This is a genomic window from Undibacterium sp. WLX3042, from assembly GCF_049544825.1.
Taxonomy (GTDB): Bacteria; Pseudomonadota; Gammaproteobacteria; order Burkholderiales; family Burkholderiaceae_D; genus Undibacterium.
Map to the genome: position 1 here is coordinate 116,925 of NZ_CP186698.1, position 19,959 is coordinate 136,883.

Sequence of the window (19,959 nt, forward strand, 5' to 3'; positions counted from 1 at the left end):
CAGTGTCATCAGCAAGTTATCCCGCCAATACGGTTGATCAGGCGCTGCACCTGCTGCAAACCGTCTTTGGCTATCCCGCTTTCCGTTCGCAACAAGGCCATATCGTAGAACATGTCGTCCACGGTGGCGATGCACTGGTACTGATGCCCACCGGCGGCGGTAAATCGCTGTGCTATCAGATTCCGGCACTGATCCGGCACGGCGTTGGTATCGTGGTGTCTCCGCTGATCGCGCTGATGCAGGATCAGGTCGATGCGCTGGCCGAAGTCGGTGTACGCGCAGCCTTTCTGAATTCCACCCAGAATTTCGACGCGATCCTTGCGGTCGAAAAACAAATGCGCGACGGCGAGCTTGATCTGGTCTACATCGCGCCCGAACGTTTGCTGACGCAACGCTGCCTGGAATTGCTGGAAATCGTCGATATCGCTTTGTTTGCGATTGACGAAGCGCATTGCGTATCGCAATGGGGACATGATTTCCGTCCTGAATATATCCGCCTGTCGATGCTGCATGAACGCTTTCCGCAGGTACCGCGCATTGCGCTGACGGCGACCGCCGATCAGCAGACCCGCGATGAAATCATCCATCGCCTGCAACTGGAAAATGCGCTGCAGTTTGTGTCTTCATTTGACCGCCCGAACATACGTTATCAGATCGTCGAAAAAGCGAACGGGCGCAAACAATTGCTGGATTTCATACAGGCGCAGCATGCAGGTGACGCCGGTATCGTGTATTGCCTGTCGCGCAAAAAAGTGGAGGAAACTGCCGAATTTCTGAATGAAAACGGCATCACCGCCCTGCCCTATCACGCCGGTATGGACATGACGGAGCGCAGCCGCAATCAGGCGCGTTTCCTGCGGGAAGACGGCATCGTCATGTGTGCCACGATTGCGTTTGGTATGGGGATAGATAAGCCGGATGTGCGTTTCGTTGCTCATCTGGATCTGCCAAAAAGCGTCGAGGGTTATTATCAGGAAACCGGTCGTGCCGGGCGCGATGGCGCCAGTGCCAATGCCTGGATGGCATACGGTTTACAAGACGTGGTTCAGCAGCGCCGCATGATTGATGAATCGGAATCCAACGATACGTATAAACGCGTGCAGGGCGCCAAGCTTGATGCGATGTTATCGCTGTGTGAAACCCTGAATTGCCGCCGCGTGCAACTCCTTGATTATTTCGGCCAGCGATCCGAACCCTGCGGTAACTGTGACACCTGCCTCAGCCCGCCGACCTCATTCGATGGCACAATCGCGGCGCAAAAAATTCTGTCCACCATTTACCGCGTCGATCAGCGTTTTGCTGCTGGTCACATTGTCGATATCTTGCGCGGCATCGATACCGAGCGCGTACAACAGTGGCGTCACGAACAGTTATCAACCTATGGCATAGGATCAGACAAAAGCGAAGCCGAATGGCGCGCGATTCTGCGCCAACTGATTGCGCTCGGCCTGATTGCGGTTGACTATGAAAATTACAGCGCTCTGAAACTGACCGAGGCCTCGCGCGCTGTTTTGCGCGGCGAAACCAAAGTGCAGTTGCGTCAGTACAAAAAAGCGGAAAAAGCGCTGAAACATAAACGCCAGTCTGCGAAAGACTATGCAGAAACTGAACTCGGCGCGGAAGAACAGGCATTGTTTGACAAACTGCGCTGGTGGCGCGTCGAAACAGCGCGCACGCACAATGTTCCGGCGTATGTGATTTTCCCGGATGCGACATTGCGCGAGATCGCCCGCAATGCCCCGCAAACACTGACTGCGCTACGAGCGATTTCCGGCGTCGGTGATAAAAAACTTGACAGCTACGGCACTGAAATTTTGCAACTGATTGCCGAACTGCACGCCGCCTGACATGACACCGGAGTAATCTGCATATGCCTTCGTTTCACACTGATCAGCAGCGCATTTCTGAGGCTGCCGCTATCCTGCTCGAACGCCGGCGTAACGGCAGCAAAGGCGAACGATTACCAGAATCCTGTCGCCCGCAAAATCTGGATCGGGCACTGGCGATACAAGCGAAAGTCAGTCAGCAATCAGCGGACAGAATAGCGGCATGGAAATGCGGAATGCCGGGCACAGACAAGGTCGTACTCGCGCCGATTTATGCCAGCATTGTTTTTCAGGAAACGGAGACCTGCGAAGTCTGGAGCAACCAACAATCCGCACGCATAGAACCGGAACTGGCCTTTATTCTCGGGCATGATTTACCAGCTCGTGCAGCGTCTTATACGGTGGCCGAAATCGATGCTGCGATAAAGGAAATACGATTGGCGCTGGAATTGATAGGCACGCGTTACGACGATCCCGAAGCGGCCAGTTTTGCCGAACATCTTGCTGATGGCCTGTTTAATCAGGGCTTATATCTTGGGCCGGTGATCCACGCTGACAATGCGGCAAACCTGCAAACAATGCCGATCACAATCAGCCTTACCGGGCGAACATTTAAAGAATTTTCTGGCGTGCATCATGCAGTTAACGCACGTGCGCCGCTGTATTGGCTGATTGAATTTCTGCGTAATCGTGGTCAGAGTTTGCAGGCAGGTCAGGCCATTATTACCGGCTCTTATGCTGGCAGCCCCGATGTTCCTTTACATGAAGATGTGAGCGTCCGTTTCGGACAGCTCGGTAAACTCCAGGTGCGTTTTATCAGTAAATCACCGGCATAAAAAAAGGCAGCTCAGACTCACTGGCTGCCATTATTTTAGCTACTGCAAATATTATTTTTTACGGAATACCAGATCCCAGACACCATGCCCTAAACGCAGGCCACGATTTTCAAATTTGGTCACCGGACGATAATCAGGGCGAGGCGCATAACCGTCAGCCGTATTTTCCAGCGCTGGCTCAGCACTCAATACTTCGAGCATCTGTACAGCATAATCTTCCCAATCTGTCGCGCAATGCAGATAACCGCCAGGTGCCAGTCGGGACGCCAGTAATTGCACCATTGGGCCCTGTATCAGACGGCGCTTATTGTGACGCGCTTTGTGCCAAGGATCAGGAAAGAATACATGTACACCATGCAAAGACGCTGGCGCAATCATATTGTTCAGAACTTCAACTGCGTCATGCTGAATAATGCGCTGGTTTTGCAAACCCATCTCATCCGTCAGTTTCAGCAGACTGCCCACTCCCGGCGTGTGTACTTCAACACCGATAAAATTTGTCTCAGGCATGCCGGCAGAAATTTTGGCACTGGTTTCGCCCATGCCAAAACCAATTTCAAATACCGTCGGCGCATGACGGCCAAAAGCCGCGTCAATATCGAGTAGCTCTTTTTTATACGGAATACAAAAACGCGGCCCCAGAGTTTCAATCGCACGCGCCTGCGCATCAGACAAACGTCCGGCGCGGGTCACAAAGCTGCGGATGCGGCGCTCAGTAGGATCATAAAACAGCGGTTTGCTGCTGTCAGCAGGCTTGGAATCAGGCATACGGGAAATGAAAGGAAGAATTTACTGGAGCGGGTGAAGGGAATCGAACCCTCGTATGAAGCTTGGGAAGCTGCCGTTCTACCATTGAACTACGCCCGCGAAACCGCCATTTTAAGCGGGTTTGACTATCCTTGGCAAACATCTGCGCCCCGTACTGTTATCGAAAAACCGCTGACGGTGCCTGCCAAAGCATGAGTGCAAGTACCGTGGCAGACAGCCGTTTTCTTTTTCTGGGCAGGCTGGCAGACAAAGCCAGATAAGGTATCAAGCCGTCCAATACAGCCTGAGAACGGCTACAATCAGACTTTATCTCTTATCTCTTTTTCAAATTCCCATGGCTCGCCTGCAACTGCATTTCCCAGAAGACCAGTACTATTACTCCACACAACTCACCGTTCGCGTGACCGATATCAACGGCGCCAATCATCTCGGTAACGATTCCATGATTTCGATGATTTCCGAAGCGCGTGCGCGTTTTCTTTTTGAATTCGGTATCCGGGAAACAGCGCAGGATGGTGTCGGTATCATCGTCACGGATCTGGCGACCACTTACAAAGCCGAGGGACATGCGCGTGACCAGTTGCTGTTTGAAGTCGGCGTGATGGACTTTAATAAATATGGCGGGGACATCACTTTCCGTATCAGTCGCCCTGCCGATCAGGCGCTGGTAGCAATGGCAAAATCAGGTTTTGTATTTTTCAATTACCAACTCGGAAAAGTCGTTCCTATGCCGGAAGAGTTTAAAAACAAATTCAGCCGGGTAAACTGGCTGGACTGACATCAGAACAATCTGAGTCTTCATTGTCGTCATCATTTATAAGAAAAAAGGAGCATACGCATGGCTTTATTAGGAAACATCATCGTCGGTCTGGTCGCCTTGTTACACGTCTATATCCTGATACTGGAAATGTTTTTATGGGACAAACCTGCGGGGATGAAAGCCTTCAGGCAAACCAAAGAATCCGCAGCAGTGACAAAAGTGCTGGCGGCGAATCAGGGCTTGTATAACGGCTTTCTTGCCGCGGGCCTGTTCTGGGGACTCAGCCTCGGAACTGCCGGGCATGATGTAAAAGTATTTTTCCTCGGCTGCGTACTGCTCGCCGGTGTGTATGGTGCGGCGACCGCCAGCAAAAAGATACTCTATATTCAGGCGCTGCCTGCCTTGCTCGGCCTGATATTGGTGAATGTCGCCTGAATCCGCAGTTTTCTTACTCAGCAATAAAAAGTGCCCGTGGCTGTTGGCTGACGGGCTTTTTTATCAACGCCACTCGACCAGGGAAATACCGAGACCAAACCTGTTCTGGCGAAAATTGTAGTCAATCAGACTTTCGCCATAACCGCTGAATATCTGTGCATATCCATGCAAACCAGCAACCAGCGGAAATGCCCATTCCAGTTGCACAGAGCCGCGCGATTCTTTTCCACTGCGCAGGCTGTGTCGCCCCTGAAAAGTGAAAATATGTTCACCTGTCTTACGTGTCAGTAATACTTCTCCACGGCCAATATAGTTTTCAATGCCCGGATTATCATCATTACCGACGGCTTCCTTAATACGCCACCAGGGGCGCAGGCTGATACTCCAGTCTCCACGCTCGGCGGCAACTTCGCCGATCACGCGGTTCCAGCTACGCGACAGAGGCAGGGAACGGCCATTCGACTGATGATTTAAGCTAACCGACGCCATGCGCCCATGCCAGCCCATCACTTCAAACGGCGTGGAAAATACAGCCATCAGTTCAGGCTCATAATTTGTTTCACGAAATGGCCGTGACAAATCGTCGTTGTAAACCTGCCAGCGCGATGATTGCGTATAACCGCCCCAGATCGTCGCTCTGTCACCCAGCAAACCATCAAAGATTTTGGATTTAAAGCTCAACTGGAATTTCGCTTCAGCAGGACTCAGGCCAATGGCATCGGACTGATGACCAGGTGTCGGCGAGTAAGGCGCTTTGTTGATCCGGCTACTGTAAGCCACCGGCAGAATGTACACAGGCTTATACAAACGCGGTAAAAACCTTGGATTTTTATTCGACGGATCAAGATCCCAGCGCTCAGTTAAGCCATCCACCCGCTCACTCAGAAACGAACGCGGCGCCTCACTTTCTGCAACAACGGGAAGCGGTGCAACAGGTGAAACAACTGTTTCCGCCGTCATTGCAGGCACAGAATTCACGGCATTTGCATCCGTGGCATTCTTGTTCCTGTTATGCAACTGATCGTAACAGGCGAGTCGCTGTGCATCGTTGTCCAATTGTACGCAGTGCGTCTGCGCCGCGGCGCTCATACTGTACATCGCCAGTAATAGTGCGCTCATCGGCCATATCCTCCGCTGCGGCTTATTTGATATATCCGTTATTTTCTGTTTCATTGCATTGTTCTGTCTGACTTATTTCCGCAAGAAATTTCATGGCCGATTATTACAGGTACAACATACGTTGCCGCTCATCTTCGGAAGGCTCGATATCACGTGCTTCATAGAAGGCAAAAATCGCATCGACAATGTTTGCCGGTTCATCGATCAGATGCACGAGATTCATATCTTCCGGGGCAATCATGCCATTGCCGACCATCTGCACCCGGATCCATTCCAGCAGACCACTCCAGAAACTCGTTCCCACCAGAATCACGGGAATATGCCGCGTCTTGCCGGTTTGAATCAGAGTCAACACTTCGCTGACTTCATCCATCGTGCCAAAGCCGCCAGGAAACACAACATACGCATCGGCGTATTTCACAAACGCGACTTTGCGTGCAAAAAAATGACGGAAGCTGAGGCTGATGTTTTGCCATGGATTCGTGCGCTGCTCGTGCGGTAATTCGATATTCAGTCCCACCGATGGAGAAGCCCCTTCATAGGCACCTTTGTTCGCGGCTTCCATAATGCCGGGGCCTCCGCCGGAAATGACCGCAAAACCCTGATCCGACAATCGTCGGGAAAGGTCCACACAGAGCTGATAGTATTTGTCGTCCGGTTTGGTTCTGGCTGAACCAAAAATAGTCACGGCCGGGCGTATCGTCGAAAGGCGCTCGGTGGACTCGATAAACTCTGCCATAATCGTGAACATATGCCACGATTCACGTGCTTTTAAGGCGGTTGCCTTATCGCGGTCGATAATCTGGCGCAACCTCGTCACATCTTTTCTGTTTCCGTTTCCGTTCATATGCAAAATACCCTGTTATTAGTCGATGGCTCAAGTTATCTGTACCGAGCCTTTCACGCCATGCCCGATCTGCGTAATCCGCAAGGAGAGCCAACCGGCGCCATCTACGGCATGATCAACATGCTACGCCGTTTGCGCAGTGATTATCCGGCAGCATACATGACTTGCGTATTTGATGCAAAAGGCAAAACTTTCCGTGATGACCTGTATCCCGAATATAAGGCACAACGTGCGGCCATGCCTGATGATTTGCGCCTGCAGATAGAACCGATACACGAGGCCGTCAAAGCCATGGGCTGGCCTATCCTGATGGTCGAAGGCGTCGAAGCCGACGACGTGATCGGTACACTCGCTGTCGAGGCCACCGCACGCGGTCTGAATACCATCGTGTCAACCGGAGACAAGGATCTCGCTCAGTTGGTCAATCCCCACGTCACCCTGATCAACACTATGAGCAACGAGAAGCTTGACGAAGCAGGTGTACTCGCAAAATTCGGTGTGCCACCCGGTCGCATCATTGATTACCTGACACTGATAGGCGATACCGTCGATAACGTTCCCGGTGTGACCAAATGCGGCCCCAAAACAGCGGTCAAATGGTTAACTGAATACGATACTCTCGACGGAGTGATCGCCAATGCAGATAAAATCAAAGGCGTGGTCGGCGATAACCTGCGTGCGGCATTAGACTGGTTACCACAGGGCCGTGTACTGATCACGGTCAAAACAGACTGCGATTTATCAGCACACCATATTTCTATCGATGAATCGCTGGTCGCACAGGAAGAAAACAAAGAAGCGATGCTGGCGTTCTACAAACGCTACGGTTTTAAGACCTGGTTACGTGAATTATCCGGCGATGCAACGGCGGGCGCGACACCGTTAAGCGCAACGCCAAAAGCCGCTGCTGGTTCAGGTAATACGCCTGCACAGGCGGGCTTATTCAATGATGACAGCGCAATGCCTGCGGCTGTTATCAGCAATTACGAAACTGTATTAACCGAAACCCAGCTTGACGCCTGGATCACCCGCATCAATAACGCCAGCCTGACTGCAGTCGATACTGAAACCACCTCGCTAGAACCGATGACAGCGCAGTTGGTCGGAATTTCTCTGTGTTGCGAAGCTGGTCATGCCTGTTACATCCCGGTAGCACATCAATATGCTGATGCCCCGGCACAATTGCCACGCGAATTGGTACTGGAAAAACTCAGGCCATGGCTGGAAGATGAAAGCAAAGCCAAGGTCGGACAAAACCTGAAATACGATACGCATATTTTTGCAAATCATGGCGTCGCGCTGCGCGGCATCGTCCACGACACCTTGCTTGAGTCTTATGTTTTTGAGTCGCATAAATCGCATAACATGGACAGCCTTGCGCTGCGCCATCTCGGCAAAAAAACCATCAGTTTTGAAGACGTCTGCGGCAAAGGTGCGGCGCAAATCTGTTTTGATCAGGTGGATCTGCAGCGTGCAACAGACTATGCCGCAGAAGATGCTGACATCACACTGCAATTGCATCTGGCGATGTGGCCAGAAATCGAAGCAGACGCCAGCTTGCAACGCGTTTATCACGACATAGAATTACCCACTTCGGTCGTATTACAAAAAATAGAACGCAACGGCGTCCTGATCAATCAAAACTTGCTCAGCGCTCAGTCGAATGAAATCGGTAAGCGTTTGCTGGAGCTGGAACAAAACGCCTACGCACTCGCAGAACAACCGTTTAATCTGAATTCGCCAAAACAGCTCGGTGAAATTTTCTTTGGCAAACTGGGCTTACCCGTCGTCAAAAAAACACCATCCGGTGCCCCCTCAACGGATGAAGAAGTTTTGCAAAAACTGGCCGAAGATTATCCGCTGCCCAAAGTATTGTTGGAATACCGCGGGCTCGCAAAACTCAAATCGACCTATACCGACAAGCTGCCGAAAATGGTCAATGCGCAAACAGGCCGCGTGCACACCAACTATGCGCAGGCCGTTGCGGTCACTGGCCGCCTGGCATCGAACGATCCTAATCTGCAGAACATTCCTGTACGTACCGCCGAAGGACGCCGTATCCGCGAAGCCTTTATCGCGGCTCCCGGCCATGTCATTATTTCCGCCGATTATTCGCAGATTGAATTGCGCATCATGGCGCATATTTCCGGTGATGCCAGTCTTCTGAAAGCCTTTGCCGATGGCGAAGACGTACATAAAGCGACAGCCGCTGAGATTTTTGGTGTCGCACTTGATGATGTCACGAGTGAGCAACGGCGCTACGCGAAAGTGATTAATTTCGGTCTGATTTACGGTATGAGCGCATTTGGACTCGCCGGTAATCTCGGCATAGAACGTGCAGCGGCACAAAGCTATATCGACAAATATTTTCAGCGCTATCCAGGCGTTGCGCAGTACATGGCCGACACCCGCACCAAAGCGAAGGCACACGGCTATGTTGAAACCGTGTTCGGACGCCGTCTGTGGCTGGCAGAAATCAACAGTCCTAACGGCCCGCGCCGTCAGGCTGCTGAACGCGCGGCGATCAATGCACCTATGCAAGGCACGGCTGCCGATCTGATTAAACTCGCCATGATCGCAGTCCAGAATTGGCTCGAAAAAGAACGCCTGCAATCAAAAATGATCATGCAGGTACATGACGAACTAGTGCTGGAAGTTCCGGAATCCGAACTGGATCTGATACGCAATAAACTGCCGGAACTGATGGCAAATGTGGCACAGCTGAACGTACCCTTGCTGGCAGAAGTCGGTATAGGAAAAAACTGGGAAGAAGCGCATTAACGTCCCCTTGCTACATGCGCCTGCTGGCAGCATTTCGTGCTGGCAGGCGCATGTATGAAGGTTCCCGCTTTGTGAAATGATTCCGGTACAAAGTTCAGCAGCTAAGTCAGCTTGTATCGCAGTCAGAGGATATTGTTGTTTCCCCTTCATCGAGTCCATTTTCCGTGCTGAATAGTTAATTAAAGTTAACTCTGGCAATACTTGTACCCCGCAAAATAACAACGTTTTTCTCTATGAAAAAGCATTACTTTTACTGACCAGCCCCGTCCTTTCTGCAACAGTATTTAACTTTACGCATAGCGATGTGTGTATTATAGTTTTCCCGTCGGAACAAGGTTAACAGAGGATTTTTTCTGCCTGGCTTCAGCTTGTTTCAGGGTGCCCTGAAATAACAAAAACCTGCATTTCATTTGTCATACTGATGGTTGAGAATGACAGAAAAGACGAGCCATGCGCTGTAATATATCCGTCGAGCAACTTCATTTTTACATCCAGAAAATTTACTTATTGTCAGGTATATTTTCTTGGCGTAAAGTCAAAAAACAAACATTTTCTATCGTTGATCATGCTTTGTTCACTCGCGTAAGTTGAGTGACGTTTTTGATGCATATTGCCTGCTTAGCTATTCCGGCTTTGATGCCAGCTGTTGCACCTGTTTTTTACCGGCCAAGCAGACTGATGTTGAATATTTCACCCGCATCTCATTCGCAGCTAATGAAGCTGCTGCGAATTTATGTTGAATCAAACAAGATGTGAGTATTCAAGCCGCTCAGATAATAGAGGAATAGTATGCGTTTAAATATGCCAGTCACTCAGAACGAGTATCTGATCAGTGAGACAGAATCGATCGTTTCCACGACCGACTTACAAGGAAACATCACCTACGCTAATCCGTATTTCATTGAAGTCAGTGGTTTCACGATGGATGAACTGCTGGGCGCACCGCAAAATATCGTGCGTCATCCGGACATGCCTGTCGAAGCCTTTGCTGATTTATGGACCACGGTAAAATCGGGCTTACCATGGACCGGTATCGTCAAGAACCGCTGCAAAAATGGCGACTATTACTGGGTCTGCGCCAACATCACACCAGTGATAGAGGATGGCAAAGCTGTCGGCTATATGTCTGTGCGCACCAAAGCATCTCCCAAGCAGATAAGCGACGCCAGTAAACTATACGCCGAGCTGAAGAACGGTAACCCTAACAATATTCGTCTGCATCAGGGTGGAGCCGTCAGTAACAGTCTCAGCGCCAGATTACGTTCCAGTTTCAGATTTTCCGTCAGTCATCATCTCGCGCTGACAGCCGCGCTGATGCTACTTTCTTCGTTGTTCGCACTGATCTGCAACTTCGTGAAGTTTGATCAGGAAAGTGAAATCCGCTGGTTGAGTGCGTTTCTGTTGCTCGCGACATTCAGCGCATTCTCTGCCTGGTATAACTTTCACAGAGCAGTCACGGTTCCCAGCAAGCGAGCGCTTGAGGCCTGCAAAATCATGGCAGGTGGTGACCTGACAGGGGAAATCAACACCACGCGCACCGATGATCTCGGACAAATATTACGGATGCTGCGTCAGTTACGTGTAAATCTGCATTCGATTGTCGGTGACGTACGTAAAAATTCACAAAAAATCAGTATTGCGACCAAAGAAATTGCTGCTGGCAATATGGATTTATCAAGCCGTACGGAATCGCAGGCCTCGTCTCTGGAGGAAACGGCTGCCAGTATGGAAGAGTTTGCCTCAACCGTATCGCAAAACTCGGAAAACGCCAGTCAGGCCAGCAATATGGCGAGCGATGCCTTGCGCGTGGCGAGCGATGGCGGCAGAATTTCAGAGCAGATGGTTGCGACGATGGAGGACATCAGCCACTCATCGAAGCGCATGATAGAAATCACCGGCATCATTGAGGGCATCGCATTTCAGACCAATATTCTGGCACTGAATGCCGCAGTAGAAGCAGCGCGCGCTGGCGAGCAAGGGCGCGGCTTCGCAGTCGTTGCATCGGAAGTCCGCAATCTTGCTCAGCGCAGTGCTTCTGCATCAAAAGAAATCAAGCAATTGATCGATGAATCGATGCGTAAAATTCAGACTGGTGCTGCGCTGACCGGCACGGTCGGCAACGCTATGCGGGAAATCATCGTCACCTCTGAAAAAGTCACCAGCGTGATCGGTGAAATCGCTTCCGCATCTCAAGAGCAGCGTTCCGGCATCTTACAAGTCAATGATGCGGTCACACTGATGGATGAAGTCACGCAACAGAATGCCGCGCTGGTCGAAGAAGCAGCTGCAGCGGCCTCCAGCCTGGAAGTCCAGACCACCACTCTGGTTAATGCATTATCTGTATTTAAACTCGACCACAGGACCGAGCAATCGTCCAAGCGTTCGTCGGATGCGATCAGATCCAGAACAAAGGCGGCACCGAGATTTTCATCTGCCACGACTTCAGATTCTCACAGAAAACTACCACAGTTGAGCTGAGTATCATCGCCTTCCCGGAACCCACTCCGCATCACCGTCGCGGAGTGCCTCTTACATTACCCGGAATTAATAATTTTCCTGCCGTCAGAAAGCTGCCGCAGTAACACGCTTTACCGGCATCCGTTAACAAAATAAACACCTGGTTTTGCGAAGGTTGTAAAAATACGTACAAAGTACAGAAAATACAGGCAAAGTCTTAGCGAAATCAGCCAATATGCGTCAATATGATAAGTAAGACTGATCTCCGACTACATTTGCATGACTATCCGTAGTGCAAACAACTTCACAGCATACCTGACGCGTCTGCTGCTGTTGCTCATTCTCCTGAGCGGCAACGCTATAGTGGCAGCGCGAGCTGAAACAATCACTTTGATTGGTGAGGATGACTGGTATCCCTACTCAGGAGCCAAAAACGGCAGGATACGCGGTTTTGCCGCCGATATTATTGAGGCAGCTTATGCGGCCTCCGGCATTCAGGTCCGGTTTACTCCTGCCCCGTATTCACGCTGTCTGATGCTGGCGCAGACAGGACAAGCACTGGGATGCTTCGACAGCTTGCAGGACGCCAAACTCGCGTCGCTGTTTATCTTCCACAAAGAACCGATATTCAAAGCCGTTATCGGCATTTATGCACGGGCAGACGATCCTTCGACAACGGTCAGTCGACAGGAACTGCGCGGACATAAGATCGGCTTCACACATGGTTATACCTATGGCAGCGAGATTGAAAACAACGCCGGCATTGTGCGTGAAACAGCGCCATCAGATCTGTCGAATTTGCGTAAATTATTACGAGGCAGGTCCGATTATTCGCTGGTCTATACCAGAGTTGCCGATCACCTCAGTGTCACGCATCCGCAAGAGTTTAAGGGTAAGATCAAGCAGGTCGGTGTCGTGCTCGAAGACAAGTTGTTTGTCAGCTTTTCAAAAACCTGGCCGGGTGCCGCGCGCTACGCACAGTTGCTCGACAGCGGTTTGCTGACCATCAGAGCCAACGGGACCTATGCGCGGATAGAGCAACGCTGGCAGACACCTCCACCCTGATACCGCACCCCGATACTTCACACTTGTGAAGATGGCGCCAGCGAACTGACAATCCTGACGCGGTCGCTGACGCACACATCTGAGGGCTGCACATCAGACTGCCCCGGTCCTGATGCCACTGCGTTTATTTTAACCAGCCGCGACGACGGAAATACCAGAACGGCGTAATCGCAGATGCCAGCATCAGCAGCAGAGCAAATGGATAGCCAAGTTCCCAGTCGAGTTCCGGAAACCAGCCTTTAAAGTTCATGCCGTAGATACTGGCGATCAGGGTCGGCGGCAGGAAAGCCACACTGGCGACAGAGAATATCTTGATGATCTTGTTCTGATTAATATTGATGAAACCGACGGTGGCGTCCATCAGGAAGTTAATCTTATCGAACAAAAATGAGGTGTGTCCGTCGAGAGATTCAATATCGCGCAGAATCTGGCGCGCTTCCTCAAACTGATCCGCATTCAGCAAACGACCGCGCATCAGAAAACTGACGGCACGCCGCGTATCCATCATATTGCGGCGAATGCGCCCGTTCAGATCTTCCTCCTGGGCGATTGAGTTCAGAGCTGCGGCTGCGTCCTGATCGCTGAATTCTTTTTGCAACACAGCGCGGCTGACGTCTTCCAGATTCTGATAAATACCTTCCAGTGCATCCGCGGAATACTCGGCATCGGTCGCATATAAGTCCAGCAGCACATCTTTGTAATCGTTGATAGAACCGGGACGTGAACGGGCACGCATGCGCACCAGGCGGAACACAGGCAAATCAGTATTGTGTACAGAAAAGAGAATATCGCGCGCCAGAATGAATGCAACTGTCACCGTGCGCGCAGGTTCATCATCTTCGTCTTCGTCGATCAGAAAATCGGTGCGCAAATGCAGATCGCCGCTGTCCGCTTCGTAATACCGCGCAGAGGCTTCAATATCCTTGACTTCGTCTTCGCCCGGTAACGTCACGCCGTAGATACTCTTGACCCATTCGCGCTCTTCTTCATTCGGATCAGTCAGATCGACCCACACCGGCAAGGTATTTTCAAGATCGGCACGATTTTCGATATTGATCTGGCTCAGCCGTCCGTTGTGTAATACGAAAACATTAATCATGGGCAATTCCGCTAAAAACCTGCTAGGAGTGAGGCTGAACACGCGATACGGAGAGTGAAACAAATTGCTGCACACCACCCGGCATCATTGCAAGACCAGACCTGACTTAAATTTCTTCATTCACTATGTATCAGTACAACAGCTGATACCTTACCCGACAAACGTCCGGCGTTTGCGCTGTTACTTTTACCGCTGCGCCTTTTGCAACGCCTTTTCCAGTGCCTGCAGTCGTAAATCCTGATCAGCATGGCTGGCACCGGCATCCTCGGCTGGTACCGGAGGTTTAACGAATCCCTGAGTATCGTTCAGCTTGACCTTCCTGCTGGTCGGATTACTGTCAAGACAGGCGGTGTCAGAGTACACCGTTTTTCCATCAATCGTACAACGACGCACACCGGATTCAACCGTGGCGGCCTGACGCACGCCACCGCTGTTTTGTCCAGGCAGAGTAAGTTCCTGTACGCCCGTGACATTTTTTAATTCATTGCCGATCACGTTCGCCGACTTTCCCCATTTCGTCCAGACTTCCTGCATCGGCAAATGGCCATAACGTATCGTATATAAAAAACCCATCGATACCAGCCCCAGCAACATAAACAAAGCAGAAATCCAGATCAGGCTCAGCCCACGTTGTCGTTGTAAATTCATGGTACCTCCGCGTAAGTCATGCGTTTTAAAATTAACTCAGTCCGTCTTTGCAGATATCCTGATCCCTGGTTTTTATCAAAGTAACGAGGCTTAGGCAGCATCACCGCTAAGCGCGCCGATTGCGCAGCCCCCAGATTGGCTGCACTGATGCCGTAATAATGCTGTGCCGCCGCTTCGGCGCCGAATACACCAACGCCCCACTCAACCGAATTCAAATAAATTTCCAGTATGCGGCGCTTGCTCATGCAAGCTTCGAGCATGTACGTAATGATCAGTTCCTGACCTTTACGCAGATAACTACGCTGACCGGACAAAAACAAATTCTTGGCAAGTTGCTGTGTGATTGTCGAGCCGCCGGAAACAACCTTGCCTTTCTTCTGGTTCTTTTCATAAGCCTTTTGCATCGCCTCCCAATCAACACCTTCATGATCGACGAAGGTATCGTCTTCTGAAGCAATCACAGCACGTTTCAGATGTGTGGAAATGCGGTTATACGGCACCCATTTATGCTGCAACCGTGCATCTGGATTTTTCTCTTGCAGCACGCTGAGTTGCTGGCGCATGAAACTGGTGGAAGAAGGATTGAAATTAATCCACCAGCAAATCTGCAATAGAAAATACGCTTGCAGCAAAATCACCAGCAACAGCGGCACCCCGACCAGCCAGAATAATAATCTGCGGAACAGCTTCATTTCGCCTCCGCGCTGGCATTCAATGCCTGTCGCAACTCCGCCAGCACCGCGGAAGTTTGGGGGCGCACTCCGCGCCACAGAAAGAACGCTTCGGCGGCCTGTTCCACCAGCATGCCCAAACCATCACGACATTGCGCGCCGTGTGTCGCTGCAAAACGCAAAAATGCCGTTGGCTGGGCACCATACATCAGATCGTAAGCCAGCGTTCCGGTATCAAACAAGCTACCCGCCAGAGGCGGCACATCGTCATGCAAACTGGCAGAAGTCGCGTTGATGATCACATCAAAACGACCATCAACATCGGTAAAAGTGCTGGCGGCAACCGGACGCTGAGGGAAATATTGCTCAGCCAGTTGCTGCAGCTCCTGCGCTTTCGACAAGCTGCGGTTGGCAATCACCAGTTCTGCCGGCAATTGCTCCAGCAAAGGTAATAAGCTGCCGCGTGCTGCGCCACCTGCCCCGAGCAAGAGAATGCGTTTGCCCTGCAGAGGTACGTCCGCATTACGCACGATGTCAGTCACCAGTCCGATGCCGTCCGTGTTGTCACCCAAAATTTTTTCGCCATCAAAGCGTAAGGTATTGACTGCACCGGCAACTGCAGCGCGGGTAGTTAATTCCGTTGCCAGTGCACAGGCTTCCAGCTTGAACGGCACGGTCACATTCGCGCCTTTGCCTCCCTGCTGCCGGAATGTCTGCACACTGGCGGCAAAACCATCGAGTGGTGCCAGCAATCGCTGATACTCCAGCATTTGCCCCGTCTGCGCGGCAAATGCGGCATGAATATACGGCGACTTACTGTGCGCGACGGGATTGCCAATCACGACATAGTGATCCGGTGTTACGGTGTGATTCATTTTTTACCTCCGCGCAGCTCAGTTTCCAGTTGCTGATCGCGCGTGAATTTGAAGCGGGTAATGACTACCCATAAATCGTCTTTATCATCCGAACGCATGTTCTGTGGAAATTTGCCGAACGGTGCAGCACTGCGAACGATACGCAAGGCGGCTTTATCAAGTGCTTTATTACCGGAAGATTTTTCTATGCGCGGGCCGCCTTCTTTTTCATAAATGGTACCGTCCTGGAAAATCGGGATATACACGATCAGTTCACCGTATAGTTTTTTCCCTTCCTTTTGCGGGAAATTCAGGGTGCCGAAATCTTCTATGCGCTTTTGCAATTCTTTGTAATACATCGCATAACCGACTTTTTGTGTACTCGGCGTAATGAAGGTTTTGCGCGGACGCTTGTTCTGGTCTTCTATCGTCTGTGAAATTTCTGCAGCCATCCGCGCCAGAGCTTTACTGGTATCGAGATCGTCGCTGCCTTTATCAGGCGTGCGGCTGTCATCGAGTCGGCGTTTCTCTTGCTGCGGCAAGCGGAATTTTTCCTGACGTCTGGCCTGATCGAGCAATTGCCGTTGCTGCTGTTCCAGCTCTTCTATGCGTTTGGTCGCATTACGGATACTGTCACCGTCTTCGCTTCTGTTCATATCCGGCAACGGCGATTTACTGCGACCGCTGTCATGCGCACCGCCGCCATCCAAATCGGCTTGTGCCAGCGCATCTGCTTTCAAAGGCTTGCGGTCATGTTTGGAATTGACCAGTATCACTTCCAGCCCGGGGTCTGCGGCCTGCGTTTCTGCAGGCTTGGGTGCGACGAAATGAACCAGCAGCAATGCCGCATGAACGACCACGGAAACGGTAAGTGCAATCGTGAGTATCAAATTATCAAACACGGATTTCATGGGCATGCTGTCTGTCTTTTCTGTCGCGCTGTTCATTACTCTGCTTGTGGCTGAATCTTATCGCTATCGCTGCTGTCAACACTGTCACCGGCGACCGCTTCCTGATCGTCGCTTGCTGCAACAGCTTCATCCGGTAAGGCATCGACCGCAAGTTCCAGCGCGTTTTCAAGCTCCGCATCCATTTCAGCTTCCAGCACTTCTTCTTCACCGATATCCGTCACGGTTCCCAGCACTTCGAGTATGCGTGCCTCAACGCTGAGATCAACTTCATCCCAACGCAAAATGTCGAGTCGGACTTGCGCGCCACGGGCAGTCTGCGGCATGCCTGGCAAGCGGATCACCAGCGGAATCTCAACCAGACGCAGAATCTCATCTTTCAACACCACCGCATCGACCTGACGTGCCTGTTCCTGCTCCAGCCAACGCAGGCACCAGTAACGTTCCATATTGGTCTGGAAATCGTTGTAGGCAGAATAAGCTGCGTCAAAAGCTGAAACAATCGCGAACAAATCGGCATCTTTCGGTTTGAACGGCGCCACCAGCGGTGCGGTCACACCATGTTGTACGCAAGCGATAATCTGCCACTGATTCACCAGATCGGTATAGCGGCGTAAAGGTGACGTGCTCCACGCATACTGATCGACTCCCAAACCCTGATGCGGCGCGGCATGCGTCAGCATACGGACTTGCATGCGACCAGCCCAGCCGCCCTGACCGCGGCCACCGGCCACGCCCTGTGCGCGGTAAATGCCGGGGATGCCATGATCCGCCATCAATTTACCCCAGGTGCTGTTAGCGAAAATCATCAACTCCGCTACCATCTTATCGAGCGGTGCACCGCGTTTGCGACGGACAATACTGACGACATCGTCTTCGACATAAAAATTGAAATCAACGCGATTGGTTTGTTCCGGCTTCATGCCGAAACTTTCACGCTTCGCCATACGTCCCTGTTCCAGCACCAGCGCCCATTTCCAGATCTGCGCGATCTCGGCTTTATGCGGATAATCACCAGCATCGTTCGCCAGATTTTCTTCGGTCACCAGCGCATCCAGATCGTTATGCCGCAGATTCGACGCAATCGGCACCGCCTCGATCTTGGTTTCGGTGTTCAGTACCGACCAGTCAGCGGTATCGAGCGTCGCATACAGCGATACGGCAGGTCGCGCTTGTCCGGCACCGAGGGTATATGTATCGACCAGATCGTCCGGCAACATGGTGATTTTGTCGCCTGGCATATATACGGTGGACATACGCGCACGCGCCAGCTGATCAATCGCATCACCGCGCGCGATGCTTAAAGCCGGTGCAGCAATGTGAATACCGACGCGCAGTTTGCCATCACCCAGTTCAACCACAGAAATCGCATCGTCAATTTCAGTCGTCGTCACATCATCAATCGAAAATGCCTGCACATCGGCAACCGGCAAATCTGATGGTAATGCCGGTATGGTGATAGTCGGGAAACCCAGACCTTTGGGGAAATGTTCGAAATAAAATTTCGCCAGATGTAATTCTTTCGGACTGCGGATGCCGCCGGTCGCCAGCATCAGGCGTGAGGCCGACATTTGCAACGCGTCGCAAGCCTCTGCCAGCGCTTTGTATTCGATCGTGTTTTTATCGGGCTTGAACAGGAGTTGCAAAGCCAGTGGTTTCATTGCTTCAGGCAAACGATGCTGCTTCAGCTCTTCGACATAACTGGCCTGGATCAGCAATTGCTGTTTCTTCTTTTCGATACCGGCGAGTGCGGCTTTCAGGGACGCTTCCGGCGCTGCCTTGTAGCGGCCCCGGCCTTTTTTGTAGAAATACACTGGCGCAGTATGCAAGGCAAAAATCAGGCTGGCGGCTTCGACTGGTTGTGGTGCGTGACCGAAATATTCAGCACCGAGTTCAGCAAAACCAAACTCTTCCTGACCCGCGACTTCCCATAAAAATTCGAGGTCAATATCTGCAGCAGCAGCGCGTGCCTGCTCGATCAGCGTAACCGGATCAGGCGCTGCGAATTGCAACAGCACATCCTTGGCTTTGACTTTGCTGCGCTTACCGCTTGCCAGTTCAACCTGATAGGCTTCCCCTGCCTGCGACATCATGCTGCCCGCTTTAAAATCGCCCGATTCTTCAAAAAATAAATTCATGCAAGACTTCTTTTCTTCATTTTTACGTCTGTATTTTTATCAATCGGGGGGAGTATCTTGTATTTTCAGCCTGATGTCTTTGTATTTAAAAGGCTTTTTAAAATACTCCCCCCAGTATATTTTTCCGGTTTTTCCCCGTTTTCAGCGTCAGCGTAGCTTGCGCGGCAATGTCAGCACCGCGGGCAAAAACACCTCAGTGACCAGCAGGCAGGCGCCTTTACGCCAGAACAACGAGCGCCGCGCCGTCAGACTGCGTTCAGCCGACAGCCCCGGCAATACCCGCACGATGCGACGCATCAGCGGGTGCGTCTGATGCAAGCGGGCATACGATAATGTGCCGCGCACCACCTGCGGATCATTAAACAAGGTACTGCCTAAAGAGCGCTCTCCCAACCCCTGAAACAAAGGCCATTGCGTTGCCGTTGCACTCAGCGGCACCACGGTATGGCCATATATCATTGCTTCGCCATCGCAACGCAGTATCACTTCGCGTTCATGCACCTGACGCCGCTGCGGTAATCCGATCACAGCGTACTCATCCGGCAGACAGACTGCCTTGTGCTGCGACAAACGCTGCACGCGAAATTGCGTACAACGTGCAGTCAGTCTGGCCGTCAGTGAATCGCGGTTGGTCAGCCAGTCCTGCATGGCCGGCCGCCGGTCTATGGTGTTGACATGTTCCACCCAGTGCGCCACCGATGCATGACGAAATGCGGAACGCAGAACGGCTTTGCCAGAATCACGCAC

The 19,959-nt window shown here is 51.5% G+C and carries 17 protein-coding genes and 1 tRNA gene; 7 read left to right on the top strand and 11 right to left on the bottom strand.

The window, feature by feature from the left end; all coding sequences use genetic code 11:
• Positions 1–2: 2 nt before the first annotated feature.
• The gene (gene recQ, locus ACPAOP_RS00570; protein WP_423708923.1) at positions 3–1,847 is read left to right on the top strand and encodes a DNA helicase RecQ; all 1,845 of its coding nucleotides are present in this window, start codon (positions 3–5) and stop codon (positions 1,845–1,847) included.
• Positions 1,848–1,870: 23 nt separating this feature from the next.
• Positions 1,871–2,662, top strand: coding sequence for a fumarylacetoacetate hydrolase family protein (locus tag ACPAOP_RS00575; RefSeq protein ID WP_423708924.1), 792 nt, complete (start codon positions 1,871–1,873; stop codon positions 2,660–2,662).
• Positions 2,663–2,713: 51 nt separating this feature from the next.
• On the opposite strand, the gene trmB is transcribed toward ACPAOP_RS00575, so the two are convergent.
• A complete protein-coding gene (gene trmB / locus ACPAOP_RS00580) occupies positions 2,714–3,430 on the bottom strand; it encodes a tRNA (guanosine(46)-N7)-methyltransferase TrmB (RefSeq protein WP_423708925.1) in 717 nt (238 codons plus the stop codon).
• A 25-nt stretch (positions 3,431–3,455) separates the two neighbouring features.
• Positions 3,456–3,529, bottom strand: a tRNA-Gly gene (locus ACPAOP_RS00585).
• A 235-nt stretch (positions 3,530–3,764) separates the two neighbouring features.
• On the opposite strand from ACPAOP_RS00585, the gene ACPAOP_RS00590 reads away from it, so the two are divergent.
• Both ACPAOP_RS00590 and ACPAOP_RS00595 read left to right on the top strand, forming a co-directional pair.
• A complete protein-coding gene (locus ACPAOP_RS00590) occupies positions 3,765–4,208 on the top strand; it encodes a thioesterase family protein (protein WP_423680859.1) in 444 nt (147 codons plus the stop codon).
• 60 nt (positions 4,209–4,268) lie between these two features.
• Positions 4,269–4,625 (top strand): DUF1304 domain-containing protein, encoded by a 357-nt coding sequence (locus tag ACPAOP_RS00595; protein ID WP_423680858.1) that lies wholly within the window; start codon positions 4,269–4,271, stop codon positions 4,623–4,625.
• A 63-nt stretch (positions 4,626–4,688) separates the two neighbouring features.
• Here the strand turns inward: ACPAOP_RS00595 and ACPAOP_RS00600 are convergent, their stop codons facing one another.
• Positions 4,689–5,744 (bottom strand): phospholipase A, encoded by a 1,056-nt coding sequence (locus ACPAOP_RS00600; protein ID WP_423708926.1) that lies wholly within the window; start codon positions 5,742–5,744, stop codon positions 4,689–4,691.
• A gap of 103 nt (positions 5,745–5,847) precedes the next feature.
• Positions 5,848–6,591, bottom strand: a complete 744-nt coding sequence (locus tag ACPAOP_RS00605) for a TIGR00730 family Rossman fold protein (protein WP_423680856.1) — start codon at positions 6,589–6,591, stop codon at positions 5,848–5,850.
• On the opposite strand from ACPAOP_RS00605, the gene polA reads away from it, so the two are divergent.
• The 3 genes from polA (at position 6,592) to ACPAOP_RS00620 (ending at position 12,894) form a co-directional block, all read left to right on the top strand.
• The gene (gene polA, locus ACPAOP_RS00610; RefSeq protein WP_423708927.1) at positions 6,592–9,372 is read left to right on the top strand and encodes a DNA polymerase I; all 2,781 of its coding nucleotides are present in this window, start codon (positions 6,592–6,594) and stop codon (positions 9,370–9,372) included. It abuts the gene before it with no gap.
• A 789-nt stretch (positions 9,373–10,161) separates the two neighbouring features.
• Positions 10,162–11,850: a methyl-accepting chemotaxis protein gene (locus tag ACPAOP_RS00615; protein WP_423680854.1), complete on the top strand. Its 1,689-nt coding sequence runs from the start codon at positions 10,162–10,164 to the stop codon at positions 11,848–11,850.
• Positions 11,851–12,108: 258 nt separating this feature from the next.
• On the top strand, positions 12,109–12,894 hold the full coding sequence (locus tag ACPAOP_RS00620; RefSeq protein ID WP_423680853.1) for a substrate-binding periplasmic protein: 786 nt from the start codon (positions 12,109–12,111) through the stop codon (positions 12,892–12,894).
• A 124-nt stretch (positions 12,895–13,018) separates the two neighbouring features.
• Here ACPAOP_RS00620 and corA read toward each other — a convergent pair whose 3' ends face one another.
• The 7 genes from corA to ACPAOP_RS00655 form a co-directional block, all read right to left on the bottom strand.
• Positions 13,019–13,993 (bottom strand): magnesium/cobalt transporter CorA, encoded by a 975-nt coding sequence (corA, locus tag ACPAOP_RS00625; protein WP_423680852.1) that lies wholly within the window; start codon positions 13,991–13,993, stop codon positions 13,019–13,021.
• Between the two features lie 186 nt (positions 13,994–14,179).
• Positions 14,180–14,641 (bottom strand): hypothetical protein, encoded by a 462-nt coding sequence (locus tag ACPAOP_RS00630; protein ID WP_423680851.1) that lies wholly within the window; start codon positions 14,639–14,641, stop codon positions 14,180–14,182.
• Positions 14,638–15,333 carry a monofunctional biosynthetic peptidoglycan transglycosylase gene (gene mtgA / locus ACPAOP_RS00635; protein ID WP_423680850.1) on the bottom strand — a complete coding sequence of 232 codons (696 nt, stop codon included), beginning with the start codon at positions 15,331–15,333 and terminating at the stop codon, positions 14,638–14,640. The genes ACPAOP_RS00630 and mtgA overlap by 4 nt, the downstream gene beginning before the upstream one ends.
• Positions 15,330–16,187 (bottom strand): shikimate dehydrogenase, encoded by an 858-nt coding sequence (aroE, locus tag ACPAOP_RS00640; protein WP_423708928.1) that lies wholly within the window; start codon positions 16,185–16,187, stop codon positions 15,330–15,332. The genes mtgA and aroE overlap by 4 nt, the downstream gene beginning before the upstream one ends.
• On the bottom strand, positions 16,184–17,077 hold the full coding sequence (locus tag ACPAOP_RS00645; protein WP_423682240.1) for a TonB family protein: 894 nt from the start codon (positions 17,075–17,077) through the stop codon (positions 16,184–16,186). The genes aroE and ACPAOP_RS00645 overlap by 4 nt, the downstream gene beginning before the upstream one ends.
• Before the next feature lie 35 nt (positions 17,078–17,112).
• Complete coding sequence (locus ACPAOP_RS00650; protein WP_423708929.1) at positions 17,113–19,212, bottom strand: ribonuclease catalytic domain-containing protein; 2,100 nt, start codon at positions 19,210–19,212, stop codon at positions 17,113–17,115.
• Between the two features lie 147 nt (positions 19,213–19,359).
• Positions 19,360–19,959: a chorismate--pyruvate lyase family protein gene (locus ACPAOP_RS00655; protein WP_423708930.1), complete on the bottom strand. Its 600-nt coding sequence runs from the start codon at positions 19,957–19,959 to the stop codon at positions 19,360–19,362.

Bases quoted from the DNA above. Each gene is read 5' to 3' on its own strand.
- aroE (WP_423708928.1), bottom strand. From the start codon at position 16,187: ATGAATCACACCGTAACACCGGATCACTATGTCGTGATTGGCAATCCC.
- trmB (WP_423708925.1), bottom strand. From the start codon at position 3,430: ATGCCTGATTCCAAGCCTGCTGACAGCAGCAAACCGCTGTTTTATGAT.
- ACPAOP_RS00595 (WP_423680858.1), top strand. From the start codon at position 4,269: ATGGCTTTATTAGGAAACATCATCGTCGGTCTGGTCGCCTTGTTACAC.
- ACPAOP_RS00630 (WP_423680851.1), bottom strand. From the start codon at position 14,641: ATGAATTTACAACGACAACGTGGGCTGAGCCTGATCTGGATTTCTGCT.
- polA (WP_423708927.1), top strand. From the start codon at position 6,592: ATGCAAAATACCCTGTTATTAGTCGATGGCTCAAGTTATCTGTACCGA.
- ACPAOP_RS00620 (WP_423680853.1), top strand. From the start codon at position 12,109: ATGACTATCCGTAGTGCAAACAACTTCACAGCATACCTGACGCGTCTG.
- ACPAOP_RS00575 (WP_423708924.1), top strand. From the start codon at position 1,871: ATGCCTTCGTTTCACACTGATCAGCAGCGCATTTCTGAGGCTGCCGCT.
- ACPAOP_RS00650 (WP_423708929.1), bottom strand. From the start codon at position 19,212: ATGAATTTATTTTTTGAAGAATCGGGCGATTTTAAAGCGGGCAGCATG.
- corA (WP_423680852.1), bottom strand. From the start codon at position 13,993: ATGATTAATGTTTTCGTATTACACAACGGACGGCTGAGCCAGATCAAT.
- mtgA (WP_423680850.1), bottom strand. From the start codon at position 15,333: ATGAAGCTGTTCCGCAGATTATTATTCTGGCTGGTCGGGGTGCCGCTG.
- ACPAOP_RS00590 (WP_423680859.1), top strand. From the start codon at position 3,765: ATGGCTCGCCTGCAACTGCATTTCCCAGAAGACCAGTACTATTACTCC.
- ACPAOP_RS00600 (WP_423708926.1), bottom strand. From the start codon at position 5,744: ATGAGCGCACTATTACTGGCGATGTACAGTATGAGCGCCGCGGCGCAG.
- ACPAOP_RS00605 (WP_423680856.1), bottom strand. From the start codon at position 6,591: ATGAACGGAAACGGAAACAGAAAAGATGTGACGAGGTTGCGCCAGATT.
- ACPAOP_RS00615 (WP_423680854.1), top strand. From the start codon at position 10,162: ATGCGTTTAAATATGCCAGTCACTCAGAACGAGTATCTGATCAGTGAG.
- ACPAOP_RS00645 (WP_423682240.1), bottom strand. From the start codon at position 17,077: ATGAAATCCGTGTTTGATAATTTGATACTCACGATTGCACTTACCGTT.